This is a genomic window from Paenibacillus sp. YAE3, assembly GCF_057546105.1.
In genome coordinates, this window is sequence record NZ_BAAIYF010000010.1 from 137,501 (window position 1) to 151,078 (window position 13,578).

Below are 13,578 nucleotides of genomic sequence, written 5' to 3' on the forward strand. Positions count from 1 at the left end.
GATAACCAGGGTGGTACCGCGATATGATCGTCCCTGAAATTTTTCAGGGGCGTTTTTATGTTGTTTTCCCATAAATTGAAGCTGGAGGCTGTATAACCATGAAAGCAAGCGAAATACGTTCCAAATGGCTTGAGTTTTTTGCAAGCAAAGGGCATAAAATCGAACCGAGCGCCCCGCTCGTGCCGCATAACGACCCGTCCCTGCTATGGATCAATGCGGGCATGGCGCCGCTCAAACCTTATTTCGACGGACGGATCAGCCCGGAAAATCCGCGCCTGACCAACTCCCAGAAATGCATCCGCACCAACGACATCGAAAACGTCGGCAAAACCCGCCGCCACCATACGTTTTTCGAAATGCTGGGCAACTTCTCGATCGGCGACTACTTCAAGGAAGAAGCCATCACGTGGGCATGGGAGTTCCTGACCGGCAAGGAATGGATCGGCTTCGATCCGGAGCGCCTCTCCGTCACGGTATATCCGGAAGACGAAGAAGCATTTAAGCTGTGGAACGAAAAAATCGGACTGCCTGCCGAGCGCATCGTCAAGCTGGAGGATAACTTCTGGGATATCGGCGAAGGCCCTTGCGGACCTTGTACCGAAATCTTCTACGACCGCGGCGAGGCTTACGGCGACCTGTCCGATCCCGAAATGTATCCCGGCGGGGAAAACGAGCGTTTCCTCGAAGTATGGAACCTCGTATTTTCGCAGTTCAACCATAACAAAGACGGCTCCTATACGCCGCTTCCGAATAAAAACATCGATACCGGCGCCGGCCTGGAACGGTTTGCTTCCATTTTGCAAAACGTGGATTCGAACTTCGACACGGACCTGTTCCAGCCGATCATTCAACAAACCGCCAAGCTTGCCGGCGTGAACTACAATGACAGCGTGGAAAAAGACGTTGCGCTGAAGGTTATCGCCGACCATATCCGAACCGTGACGTTCGCCGTGGGCGACGGCGTGCTGCCGTCCAACGAAGGCCGCGGTTACGTCATCCGCCGTCTGCTCCGCCGCGCCGTCCGTTACGGAAAGGTGCTCGGACTCGACCGTCCGTTCCTTTACACGCTGACCGAAACGGTCGGGGACATCATGGGCGTCTACTATCCGGAAGTCGTCGAGAAACGCGAATTCATCGAAAAGGTGATCCGCACCGAAGAGGAGCGTTTCCATGAAACGTTGTCCGAAGGTTTGGCGATTCTCGAAGACATCAGCAAAAAGGCGCTGGAAAACGGCACGAAAGTCATCGGCGGCCAGGATGCGTTCAAATTGTACGATACTTACGGATTCCCGTTTGACCTGACAGAAGATTTCGCCCTGGAGCATGGCCTTACGGTCGACCGGGAAGGGTTCGACGCTTCCATGCAGGAGCAGCGCGACCGCGCGCGTGCGGCCCGCCAGGAAAGCGGCGGCATGAAGGTGCAGGGAGGCGCGCTCTCCGATTACACGGTTAAAAGCGAATTTGTTGGATATAATGACACCGTAGCGGAGTCCAAAATTTTGGCGATCATCGTGGATGAAGCCATGGTGGAGAGTGCCGGCGAAGGCGCGACCTGCCAGGTCATTCTCGAAAAAACCCCGTTTTATGCCGAAAGCGGCGGCCAGGTCAGCGACCAAGGGCTTCTGCGCGGCGGCAGCGTGACCGCAAAAGTGGAGGGCTTGTACAAGGCGCCTCACGGGCAGCACGTGCATATCGTAACTGTAGAAGCCGGGGAGCTCAAAGTGGGCGAAACGGTAAAAGCCGAAGTGGATCAGGCCAAACGCCGCGATATCGTCAAAAACCATACGGCAACCCACCTTCTGCATAAGGCGCTGAAGGAAGTGCTTGGAGAGCATGTCAACCAGGCCGGCTCTTTGGTGGAGCCGCAGCGTTTGCGCTTCGACTTCTCCCATTTCGGCAGCATCTCGGCCGAGGAGCTTGCGGACATCGAACGCCGCGTCAACGAGCAGATTTGGAACGCCGTGAACGTAAACATCGAATACAAGCCGATCGACGAAGCCAAAGCGATGGGCGCCATGGCCCTGTTCGGCGAAAAATACGGCGACATCGTGCGCGTCGTCCAGGTCGGCGATTACAGCCTGGAACTTTGCGGCGGCTGCCATGTAGGCAATACGTCGGAGATCGGCATCTTCAAGCTGGTGAGCGAAAGCGGCATCGGTTCCGGCGTGCGCCGGATCGAAGCGGTAACGGGCCGCGCGGCGTACCAATTCGTCGAAAGCCAGCTGGATTTGCTGAAGCAATCCGCCGAAATGCTGAAGTCCAATCTGAACGACGTGCCGAAGCGCATCGAATCCGTTCATGCCCAGCTGAAAGAGCTGAGCCGCGAAAACGAATCGCTGCAAAGCAAGCTGAGCATGATCGAAGCGGGACAACTGACCGACCAGGTAAAAACGGTCGGCGGAAAAGAACTGCTCGCGGTTCGCGTTACGGTCGGCAGCATGGACGGGCTCCGCACCCTTGCCGATGAACTGAAAAACAAATTGCCGTCGGCCGTGCTCGTCCTGGGGGCAGCCATCGAAGACAAAGTGAACTTCGTCGTCTCGGTTCCGCAAGAGCTGACCAAAGCAGGACTGCACGCAGGCAAGCTCGTGAAAGAAATTGCGGCTGTTTGCGGCGGCGGAGGCGGCGGCCGTCCGGACATGGCCCAAGCGGGCGCCAAAGACGCAAGCAAGCTAGATGATGCTTTGAAGCTGGCGGAGGAATTGGTCGCCAACGCATAAGATGCGTGAAGGTTCTGAAAAGAAAAATTTGTTTAATTTGTCCTTGGAGTTTCCTTACTGCGGGATGATTATGTTATATTAGAAGAAGATATGAAGCCTAAAGAATCAATTCGTCAACAGCGTGCTTCGGCACGCCGTTGAAGAAGCGAGGTGTCACAATATGGACTCCATGGATAAAACGATGAAGTTTAGCGTTAAAGGCGACGAAAAGGAAGCGTCTTCCAAAGACATCCTTTTGATGGTGTATGACGCATTGGTTGAAAAGGAATACAATCCGATCAACCAGATCGTCGGTTACCTCCTATCCGGAGATCCGGCATATATCCCCCGCCATAACAACGCAAGAAGTTTGGTCAGAAAAAAAGAGCGTGATGAGTTGATTGAAGAGCTGGTCCGGTTCTACTTAGCCAATCACCGATAGGAGAGCTTTAATGAGAATCATGGGGTTGGACTACGGCGACCGCAAAATTGGTGTTGCCGTCAGTGATTTATTCGGATGGACCGCGCAGGGACTGGAAGTGGTGGAACGGCGGCGCGACGGTTCCGAAGTATCGCGGATCGCGGAATTGGTCCGCGACTACGAGGTGGAGGAGATCGTCGTCGGACTGCCCAAAAACATGAACGGCAGCATCGGTCCCCGCGGTGAAATCTGTATCGATTTCGCTGACAAGCTAAAAGAAATGCTGAAATTACCCGTCCACCTGTGGGATGAGCGGCTGACAACCGTGTCTGCCGAGCGGACGCTGATCGAGGCTGACGTCAGCCGGAAGAAGCGAAAGCAAGTTGTGGATAAAATGGCTGCAAGCTTGATTTTGCAAAATTATTTAGACTCAAAGACTAAAGGGTGAGGGTGATCACAGATGGCCAATGAGCGTAATCTTTTTGAGGAAGAACCGGATATTATTTATATTCCCGATGACGAAGGCAATGAAGAAGAATTCGAAGTCATCATGAAATTTGAAGTCGATGGCTCGGACAACAAGTATATGATGGTCGTACCTCTGGAAGCGGGAGAAGACGAGGATTCGGACGAGGTGTATGCGTTCCGATACGAAGAGGACGGGGATGACCTCAAGCTCTACATGATCGAAGATGATGCGGAGTGGGAGATCGTCGAGGAAACCTTCAACACCTTGGTTGCTGAACTTGATGGAGGTAATGAGCATGAGTGATTTTTCTGCAGACCAGGCCGTGTGGACTTCCGTGCTGAAGGAAACGTTCGGTCCGACTGTAGAGCTGCAGGACGAAGACGGTTCCACCGAAGTTTACGACCTGGCAGCGGAATTTGAAGTGGGCGGCCAAACCTATGCGGTGCTGCAAAGCCCTGACGACCGAAGCGGCGAATACAACATTTTGAAAGTCGTGAAGTCGCCGGACGGGGATTTGGAGCTGGCCACCATCGATGACGACGACGAATGGGAAAACATTACCGAGCTGTACGACGAGATGACGTTCCCGGAAGACGACGAAAATTGATTCGGAGCATCTACAGCTTCCCTGAGAAGACAAAATTTCAAAATGAATACACAAAGAGGGCGGTGCAGACCGTCCTTTTTGGTTGTGAAGGGTTGGATTTTTTTGAAAGCTGTCAAAGTCGTAATTGTAATTCTGATTATTCTTCTGCTAGGAGCGGGTGGGGGAGCCTATTACGTGTGGAACGGACTCCAGCCGGTTCAAGCGTCGGACGAGCCCGTGAAATTCACGATCGAACCGGGCATGGGCACCTCCAAAATAGCCGATGTGCTTCAACAAAACGGACTGATCAAAAATGCTGCGGTTTTTAAAGGGTACCTGAAGTGGAAACGGGAAGGCTCGCGTTTTCAAGCAGGCATTTACGAAGCCAAGCCGGGCGCGACGTTGGACGAGCTGATCGCCAAGCTGAACAAGGGCGACGTGGTGAAGGAAGAGATGGTGCGGATTACGATTCCGGAAGGTTACACCGTCGAGCAAATCGCCGCAAAGGTCAGCGAAGCGACGGGGGCTCCGGCCGACTCTTTCCTGAAGCTGGCGGATCACCCCGGGAACGAAGCGATTGCCGCGTTTAAGGACGTCCCGGATAACGGCAAGCTGAAGCATGCGGCGGAAGGGTATTTGTTCCCGGATACGTACGATTTTAAAAAGGGAACGACCGAACCCGAAATGTTCCGGCGGATGATGGAGCAAACGCAAAGCAAGCTGGACGGCATCCCGAACCTGCAGGAAAAGCTGCGCGACCGCGGCCTTACGCTGCATGACATGCTGACGATCGCGTCGCTCGTGGAGCGCGAGGTTGTGGTGGATAAGGAGCGGCCGCTTGTGGCCGGGGTCATATATAACCGCCTCGACAAAAACATGAAGCTGGAAATCGACGCGACGGTGCAATACGCGCTGCCGGAGCCGAAAGAGCGGCTTCTGTATAAGGATTTGAAAGTCGAAAGTCCTTACAATACCTATTTGCATGAAGGGCTTCCGCCGGGGCCGATTTGCAGCCCCAGCCTGGCCTCGATCGAAGCGGCGCTGAATCCCGAGGCATCGGATTACCTGTATTACGTCACGAAAAAAGACGGCTCCCATGAGCACTTGTTTGCGAAGACGTATCAGGAGCATCTGAAAAACATCCAAAAAAGCAAAAGCGGCGCCAATAAAGGCTGAGCCCGGCAAGGGAATGCGATCGACCGGGGCAACAAAAATATCGGCAAGCTTCAAGCAAAAACCGCCCGTTGGGCGGTTTTTTCATGGCATCGCATTCGGCTACTCGTTTTGAATGCTGTTCAAAGCGGCAAAGGCCATCGGGCCAAATCCTTCGGAGGCCTCTCCTTGCGGCATGGTGACGTGGAACACAAAACCGCTGCCGTCAAGCTCCTTCACGATGTACTCATAGGTTCCCGACGTACCGGAAGCGAGCAGGAACAGTTCGGCGTCTTTCATCGGGCCGGCCAAATCGTCGGAATGAAGCTGCCGGATGTTGCCGTGTTTTTTTAATGCTTCCTTTCCTTCGCGAAGCAGCTCGTCTTGGTTGTAATCGGAAGGCAATTTTTCGATCCGGACCGAATAGCGGGGATCGATGTTCATGCAGATCAGATGTTTCGCAGGATCAAAGGAAAGATGCTCCGGCACATAAAGCGAGTAACCTTCGGCCTGGGCCAGCTTGGCCGGCCGTTGTTCTTTCGAGCCTTCGACGGTGACCTCGAGCATGGTATCGCCGGGTCTTGCGGCCGCGCCGCCGTCGGAAGCCGCAGATTTGGAATCGCCCGATGACGGGTGGCCCTTCACTTGAGGGGACCTTTGCGGCTTGGATGCCACCGGCTCCGAGTTCGGATCGGTGGATGGAGGCTTTACGCCTTCTCCATCTGTCCCCGCATCGTCTTCATTTTGGCGTTGGCCGGCGTCGGCGTTATGTCCCGCTCCTTCTTTCAGATCGGTTTCAGGAATTATTCCGATTTCCGGCGGGTTATTTTGATCCTTCTGTTCGCCGGATTTTCCCGGCGCAATCGTTTGGGCTTCCTGCTTGCTTCCGCAACCGCTTAGGGAAACGGCGACCGCGAGGGCCAGCACGATGGAACTGATTTTGACGGTATGTTTCATGTTGCACCTCCGTTTATCGTCATAGACGAACCGAAGGGCCCGCAAGTTTCAATGCAATGCAGTCATCAACGCGTTCCATATTCGGGCTGGTTTCGGCATCTTATGAAGAACAATGGGCCAAATAGGCTGCTGGGCGGTTGCCAATCGTCCTTTTTAGTAGCACAGGAACGAAAAAATTATGAACTTTAGGAAAATAGTTATAAAGAATTTTGAAAAAAGCCAAAGGATAATGGTGGAAAATGTCGAAGAATAAAGTAGAAGTTTCTTTTACATAAGCCGTAAGGTATGAAAACATAATGGTAGGTGAGGAAATGGAAGAGGGTAAGCAAAAGAAAAACGAAGAAAGCAAAAACAAACGCCGGGGTTTCCCGCGCAAGAAAGAGAAGCAGGGGGAATCGGGCGTTGCGGGGCAGCCGCAAACGGACAAGCCTAAATTCGACATCCGCAGCGCGGGAGCGCAGCTGGGCAGAATGAATCCGGCCAAATCCGTCGGGGTCAAGCTATTTTTGATCTTTTTCACGGCCATCGTCGCCTTTGTCCTGATTTTAGGCCTTATGTCGTATAACAAGGCCCGGAGCACCATTCAGGCGAATGCCGCGAATTCGAACAAACAAACGATCATCCAAACGTCCGAGAAGCTGGATATCATCCTGAAGCAATACGAGGACATCGCGCTGCAGATCTTTTTCGATCCGGAAACGCAAAATCTGTTGACCGATTTGTCTGCCGGCCAAGCGAGCGCTTACGACCTGTTCGTGCTGAACGAAAAAATCGGCAAAAAACTGAGCAATCAGGTTAACAGCAACAATACCATTAAAGCGCTTTACCTGATCCCGCCGGAAGAAGGCCACAATCCGATCGTCAGCGGAAGCCCGGGCACGGACTCGACTCAAATCCGCGAAACGGCCTGGTATAAAAAAGTCCTGAACGAAAATAAATCGACGTGGGTGACGTCCGAAAAAGGAAAAGACGGCGGCATGAACTTCAAATTGGTACGCCCGCTGCAAAGCCTGAGCCGCGGCGGAAAGCCGTACGTCGTTGTCGTCGAGCTGAAAACGTCGACGCTCGAAGAGCAGTTCAAAGCGATCAACATGGGCGAAGGCAGCAAGCTGCAGCTGATTTCGGGCGATAACAAAGTGGTTGCTTCCAACCAGGACGGGGAAGCAGGCCTGGATTCCGTGTTTACGTTCATGAAGGAACAAAAGGATGCGGCGAAAAGCCTCGATACCAAAGACGACAAGGGCCATAAGATGCTGGCCGTATACAACACGCTGGAAGTCAACGGCTGGAGGCTCGTAGGAACCGTTCCAACCGAGCTGCTGGTCAAAGATGCGCGGGGCATTTTGCTGATGACGCTCGGATTTGTGGTCGGGGTCGTGATTATCGCGATTCTCATCGGCTGGTGGATGGTTCTGATGATCGCCAAACCTCTCAGCGGCCTGAAAGACCTCATGATCGAGGGATCCAAGGGCAACCTGAAGGTTCGCACCAGCCATAAATCCTCGGACGAGATCGGCGAGCTTGGAGCCAGCTTCAACCTGATGATGGACCAAATTACCAAGCTCGTGGAGCAGACGAACACGACGGCCAGAGCCGTTCTGGAGACGGCGGGCGAACTGACGGATGCCTCCCGCAAAACCGCGATCTCGGCCAAGGAAATCGCCATCGCCACGGAGGAAATCGCCAACGGCGCCAGCAGTTTGGCCACCGAAGCCGAACGCGGCAACGAGCTGACCGAAAATATTTCGCGGCAAATGCAAATCGTCGTCTCCGCCAATGAAGAAATGAGCAGCGCCGCCCATCATGTCGAACAGTCCAGCCAGCGGGGAACCAGCCATCTCGGCGAATTGATGGAAAAAACGCATCAGACGGAGGATATGACCCGTTCGTTGATGGCGAAAGTCGATAATCTGAAGCAATCGACCCAATCGATCAACAAGGTGCTTGACGTGCTGCAAAACATTACGAAACAGACGAACATTTTGTCCCTTAACGCTACAATCGAAGCCGCCCGGGCAGGAGCCGCAGGCAAAGGTTTCATGGTCGTGGCCGATGAAATCCGCCAGCTTGCGGACCAATCGAGGCAGTCCATTAACATGGTCGGCCAGATCACCGGCAAAATCATGGACGAAATGAACGAAACGGTCCTGGCCCTGCAGGAAGCCCGTCCGTTATTCCAGCAGCAGATGGATTCGGTAAAAGAAACAAACGATATTTTCGTCTCCGTACAGGAGCAGATGGGCGATTTCACGAAACGCCTCGATTCCGTGACGCAATCGATCGAAACGTTGAATCAGTCGCAGGTCATTTTGTCCGAGGCGATGAGCAACGTAAGCGCGGTGGCCGAGGAATCCTCCGCCACTTCGGAAGAAGTCGCTTCGCTCAGCAATGAGCAGCAAAACATCGGGGACCATCTGGTTCAGCTTTCGGCGAAGCTGGAGAACGTTTCGCTCGAGCTGAAAGAAACGCTGTCCCGTTTTACGCTGTAACGAGTCTATGCGCAAGCCGTCCCGCCGGATTTTCCGGCTTTAGGGGACGGCTTTTTTTTGCATTCAGAAGTAGCCTCCCGCAAGGCCGATTGGAACCGATGGAATAAGGACATAATGGAAAAAAACGTCGAAAAAGGACCGGTGCTCTATGTTATTGAAACAAAAACAGCGTATTTTTTACGGATTGGTCATCCTGACGGGGATTTTGGTCGTGCTTATTTTGCGCCTGGCGTATGTCCAGCTCGTGTTCCGCGCTTCGAGTCTGCCGGACAGCAAGTACACGCTGCAGGAAATGTCCGTGCTGCAAAGGGAACGGGGCGTCGTGCTCGATTCCGGAAGGGGGAACGTCTATGACCGCAACGGAAAACCGCTCACCGGAAAAACCGTTTCGGCGGCAGTGTTGTTCCCGGTGGACCGCAAGTCGCTCGAAAACAAAGACGGCCGGTTGAATCCCGTGGCCCGGGCGCTCGGCGTCGATTCGGAGCGGCTTGCGGCATTGTGGGGACGGCTAAGCGTGCCGATGCTGTGGAAAGGGGAGTCCGGCGGCGCGCCGCTGGCCCTGACGGAACAACAAGCCAAGCGGATATCGGCGCTGGAATTCAGCGGTCTCGAGGTTCTGCCCTACACGGAGCGGTATGAAAACCGGCCGAACGGCATGCAGTGGCTCGGATACCTGACGGATGTGCCGGGGCAAATGCAAATGCCCCATACCGGTTATGCTTTCCGCGAGGGGGCTGCGGGACTCGAAAAAACGATGGAGCCGATGTTGCGCGGCGTCGGACCGACGACCGTCTATTATACGGTCGATGGCTTGAACCGGGCGATTCCGGGCACGGGCATCCAATTAAAATCGCCCAACAATCCATATTATCCGCTGCGTCTTACGTCCACGATCGACCTTGAGCTGCAGAGGGACATCGAAAAGCTGACGGAAAAAGCCGGGATGAAGGAAGGGGCCGTCGTTTTGCTCGATGCAAGCAATGCCGACGTCATTGCGATGGTATCCCGTCCTTTTTACAATCCGCTGACCGTCGATCCGAAGCAGGGGGCATGGAATAACCGGGCGGTTCAGGCGACCGCGCCGGGCTCGATTTTTAAGACGGTCACGGCCGCGGCCGCATTGGAAGCCGGAGTTACGAGCGTAGACGAATCCTTTTACTGTTCGGGCAAATATGCCAGATACGGGTTGTCTTGTTGGAAAGCGACAGGCCATGGGGCGCTGACGCTGGAGCAGGCATTCGCCCAATCCTCCAACGTCGTTTTTGCGGAGCTCGGGGAACGGATGGCCGGGGAAGAGCTGGAGTCGACGGCGAGGAAACTCGGACTGGGGCGGACGGTCGGATGGGAAGCCAAAGACATGCTTGGCATGCCTGTCATGAGGCCGTTTGATCATGAGGAGAAGGGGATGATATTTTCAAGCGAACAGGCGGCTTCGGACGGCGGGGTCCGAGCGCAATCCGGGATCGGGCAAAGGGATGTGCGCGTAACGCCGCTGCAGGCGGCCAACCTCGTGGTCACCCTGCTGCATGACGGGCAAGTCCGGGCGCCCCGGCTCCTCCATCATGTCTCCTACGCCAACGGCCAGCTCATGAAGGAGTTCAAACCCCATTTTGCTCCTTCGAATGCCGGCAGCATCCGGCCGGAAACGGCCCGCCTGCTCACCGCGTGGATGAGAACGGTCGTGACGGACGGAACGGGGAAATCGCTGATGCATGCCAAGTGGAAGCTCGCAGGCAAGTCCGGAACGGCTCAAGTCAAAGTCCAGGGACAACCGCGCAACAATCAGTGGTTTATCGGTTATGGACCGGTCGAGCATCCCCGATATGCGCTGGCCGTGCTGTTTCAAAACATGAAAGAGGGAGGCAGCAATCAAGCTACCTCCCTGTTCGGGGATATTATGAATCTGCTCGCTTCCCGGAGCGCTTAGTTTCCTGCGGGGCAGGCGCGCTCATTTCGAACGGGGAGACGTCGAATTCTTCCTGCGGCAAGCGGATCCAGCGCTGTAAATACCCCTGCTGCAGGAGTTCCTTGAGCAAAATCAGCAGAACCGGCGAAAGGATGAGGCCGGCGACGCCGAAGATCGAAAGCGATATAATCATGAACGACAACATGAGGAACGCGGACGAAATGCCGATGGAGTTGCCGGTAATTCTCGGCTCGAGCAGCTGGCGCGTCAGGAGGACGACCACCAGCAGGATGCACAAACCGATCGCCAAACTGATGTTGCCGACGATAAACAGGTACACGATCCACGGAATCAAAACGACCGGAACGCCCACAAGCGGCAAAATATCGAATATGGCGCAGACGAGCGCAAGCGAAAGTTCGTTCCCCGTGCCCAAAATCAGCAGGCCCGCGTAAATCAATACGAACGTGATCAACACCATGAGCATTTGCGCTCTGATGTAGGAGCCGATCGCTTTCAGCACGTACGTTTTCATAAACGTATAAGCGTTTTTTAACGTTTTTGGAGACTTGTCCTTCACGATTTTGCGCCAGCCGCCGATCTCCGTGCTGAGGAAAAAGGCGAGAATGATCGCGATGCCGAAATTGGCCATAAACGTGGAGAACGAGCTGAAGAGCGATACCATATACTTTAAGAAGCTGGTTGCCCATCCGGTCGCATACTCCGTGAATTTTTTAAAGTTTTCGTTCATCTTGTCGGTGATGTCCGGAGGAAGCGCCTCGATTTTATGCTGGAGGAATGCGGTCGTTTTTCCAAATGCCGTTTGGATCATTTTCGTGTATTGGGGCAAATTATCTTGGACTTGAGCGATTTGGGAAACCACGATCAGTCCGATGCCGAACAAAATCCCCAGGATGACAAGCACGAACAACAGAACGGAAACAGCCGCTGCAATCGTTTTGGGAAGACCTCTCCGGTTCAGGAATTTGGCCAGAGGTTCGATCATGAAAAACACGAGGAAGGATAAAAAAACGGGCGCCGCGATCTGATACAGTTTGCTGAAGACATACATGACGAGCAAAACGGTCAGCACGATCATCCCGATGTCGAGAAAGGTCCTCCAATATTTTTTATACAGCGGAAGCATGAACAAAAATCACTCCTAAGCATATGTATTTGATGGGACAACTAAACTAAAATAAAAATATCAATTCGATGGTTAAAAAAATGCCTATTTCTTGAGCGGCTGTGATAAAATAAAAGATAGCGCCTTTATATTTTGCAGCACTTCCGCTCGAATATCGTCCGTATTTCTTTTTAGGCAGCGATAGCTGGTGCTCACATTCATTTTATAGAGATACCTGCCTTTCGGCAAGTCAAAGTCAATCAGAGAAAAGTGGGGATTATGACATGCAGACTTTGCTGCTTTGGTTGTTCTATATTTCATCTTTTTATGCGTTCATCCCTGGACTCATTACCCGCATATTCGGGTTCCGCGTTTTTCGGAGAGGTTCCACCGAGCATGAATACGCGCTGACCTTCGACGACGGCCCCGATCCGCAATACACGCCCCAGCTGCTGGATTTGCTCAAAAAATACGATGCCAAGGCAACCTTTTTCGTTGTCGGGTCTCATGCCGAACAAAATCCGGAGCTGGTGAAACGCATGTACGACGAAGGCCATCTGATCGGGATCCATAACTACGTTCACAAGTCCAATTGGTTCATGCGGCCTGCGACCGTCACGAAACAAATTATGAAGACCGATAAGATCATCCATTCGATCACCGGCGAGCGCTCCTCGTATTACCGTCCCCCTTGGGGGATCGTCAACCTCTTCGATTTGAACAAAAAACGCAGCGGCAATTTTAAAATCGTGCTCTGGTCCGCGATGTTCGGCGACTGGAGGGAAAGGATCGGTGCCGACAAGCTGACGGAACGGATGCTTCAGAAGCTTCATCCGGGAGAAGTCCTGCTGCTTCACGATTGCGGCACGACCGCAGGGGCCAATCCCGACGCGCCGCGGCAGATGTTGATCGCGCTGGAGCGCGTGCTGGAAGAAGCCAAACGCCAAGGCCTGAAAAGCATCAGGGTGGACGACATGATCAAAGCGAAGGAAACCGCTCCGGAAAAAAGCGTCCCGTTTTCCAAACTGGTGCTCGTCAAGCTGTGGCTCGTGTGGGAAACGGTATTCCACAAAATGTTCCGGCTGAAAACCGTCAATCCATATGATCCAATGCTGCATTACAGGGTGCGCAAATACGGCGGACAGAGAATCGAGCTTGACGATGGAATGGTCCTCGAAAAGGGAGATCAGGTCGTTGAACTTCATTTTGACAACGAAAAACTGTTCCGCTTCGGGGTAAGATCGCGTTCACCGGTCCATCTGGCCATTCATCTGATCCGCACAATGGAAAAGGAATTTCCGGCGCTTGCCCAGTGCATTTTGGAGGATCCGAAAGCCATGGATGCCAAGGCGCTTTACGGCGTGACCATGGTCAATCGCGGGCCGGAGCAGTTCGGGTTCCGGATCGTGGATTTGAAGGACGGGCTCTTTTCAACCTCTTCACGGCTTTATTTGAAATTTTTACTTAGCGTCATTCACCCGTCCGGACAATCCCGCCTGAAGGAGCAGTCGAAGCAGCTTGTTCCGAAAATGCTGCTGATGCCGATCGGCGAATTTTTGGAGCGTTATGCCGAAAGCGGCTCGCACCGCCGCCATCATGAATCCAAACGCAGACGCGGCGAGCAGCCGGAGCCAAACGAACCAAGCGATCTAAGTTTGGCAGCGGCGCAAGGGCTTGAAAGCTCGACGCCGGCCATTTAATGCATGAAACGTCAAACCCCCGCCAATGAGCCAATGGGCTCGGCGGGGGTTTTGGTTGTGCCCGGCAAAAAAG

11 protein-coding genes are annotated in these 13,578 nt (G+C 53.7%); 9 read left to right on the plus strand and 2 right to left on the minus strand.

Annotation, left to right across the window (positions count from 1 at the left end; genetic code table 11):
• Positions 1 to 98: 98 nt before the first annotated feature.
• The 6 genes from alaS to mltG all read left to right on the plus strand — a co-directional run bounded on the left by alaS (position 99) and on the right by mltG (position 5,351).
• Complete coding sequence (gene alaS / locus AC27KL_RS19870; protein WP_339323927.1) at positions 99 to 2,720, plus strand: alanine--tRNA ligase; 2,622 nt, start codon at positions 99 to 101, stop codon at positions 2,718 to 2,720.
• A 160-nt stretch (positions 2,721 to 2,880) separates the two neighbouring features.
• Positions 2,881 to 3,141, plus strand: coding sequence for an IreB family regulatory phosphoprotein (locus AC27KL_RS19875; protein ID WP_036711271.1), 261 nt, complete (start codon positions 2,881 to 2,883; stop codon positions 3,139 to 3,141).
• A gap of 10 nt (positions 3,142 to 3,151) precedes the next feature.
• Complete coding sequence (gene ruvX / locus AC27KL_RS19880) at positions 3,152 to 3,568, plus strand: Holliday junction resolvase RuvX (protein WP_212951753.1); 417 nt, start codon at positions 3,152 to 3,154, stop codon at positions 3,566 to 3,568.
• Between the two features lie 12 nt (positions 3,569 to 3,580).
• Complete coding sequence (locus AC27KL_RS19885; protein ID WP_339323928.1) at positions 3,581 to 3,892, plus strand: DUF1292 domain-containing protein; 312 nt, start codon at positions 3,581 to 3,583, stop codon at positions 3,890 to 3,892.
• Positions 3,885 to 4,196: a DUF1292 domain-containing protein gene (locus AC27KL_RS19890; RefSeq protein WP_339323929.1), complete on the plus strand. Its 312-nt coding sequence runs from the start codon at positions 3,885 to 3,887 to the stop codon at positions 4,194 to 4,196. The genes AC27KL_RS19885 and AC27KL_RS19890 overlap by 8 nt, the downstream gene beginning before the upstream one ends.
• A 78-nt stretch (positions 4,197 to 4,274) precedes the next feature.
• Positions 4,275 to 5,351, plus strand: coding sequence for an endolytic transglycosylase MltG (gene mltG / locus AC27KL_RS19895; protein ID WP_487170814.1), 1,077 nt, complete (start codon positions 4,275 to 4,277; stop codon positions 5,349 to 5,351).
• A gap of 99 nt (positions 5,352 to 5,450) precedes the next feature.
• Here the strand turns inward: mltG and AC27KL_RS19900 are convergent, their stop codons facing one another.
• Positions 5,451 to 6,284, minus strand: coding sequence for a hypothetical protein (locus AC27KL_RS19900; protein ID WP_487170757.1), 834 nt, complete (start codon positions 6,282 to 6,284; stop codon positions 5,451 to 5,453).
• Positions 6,285 to 6,595: 311 nt separating this feature from the next.
• Here AC27KL_RS19900 and AC27KL_RS19905 point away from each other — a divergent pair, with 311 nt between their 5' ends.
• Positions 6,596 to 8,773, plus strand: a complete 2,178-nt coding sequence (locus AC27KL_RS19905) for a methyl-accepting chemotaxis protein (RefSeq protein WP_487170758.1) — start codon at positions 6,596 to 6,598, stop codon at positions 8,771 to 8,773.
• Between the two features lie 148 nt (positions 8,774 to 8,921).
• The gene (locus tag AC27KL_RS19910; RefSeq protein WP_487170759.1) at positions 8,922 to 10,700 is read left to right on the plus strand and encodes a peptidoglycan D,D-transpeptidase FtsI family protein; all 1,779 of its coding nucleotides are present in this window, start codon (positions 8,922 to 8,924) and stop codon (positions 10,698 to 10,700) included.
• On the opposite strand, the gene AC27KL_RS19915 is transcribed toward AC27KL_RS19910, so the two are convergent.
• Positions 10,669 to 11,826: an AI-2E family transporter gene (locus AC27KL_RS19915; protein ID WP_339323934.1), complete on the minus strand. Its 1,158-nt coding sequence runs from the start codon at positions 11,824 to 11,826 to the stop codon at positions 10,669 to 10,671. The genes AC27KL_RS19910 and AC27KL_RS19915 overlap by 32 nt on opposite strands.
• A gap of 263 nt (positions 11,827 to 12,089) precedes the next feature.
• On the opposite strand from AC27KL_RS19915, the gene AC27KL_RS19920 reads away from it, so the two are divergent.
• Positions 12,090 to 13,505 carry a polysaccharide deacetylase family protein gene (locus tag AC27KL_RS19920; RefSeq protein ID WP_487170760.1) on the plus strand — a complete coding sequence of 472 codons (1,416 nt, stop codon included), beginning with the start codon at positions 12,090 to 12,092 and terminating at the stop codon, positions 13,503 to 13,505.
• Positions 13,506 to 13,578 lie beyond the last annotated feature (73 nt).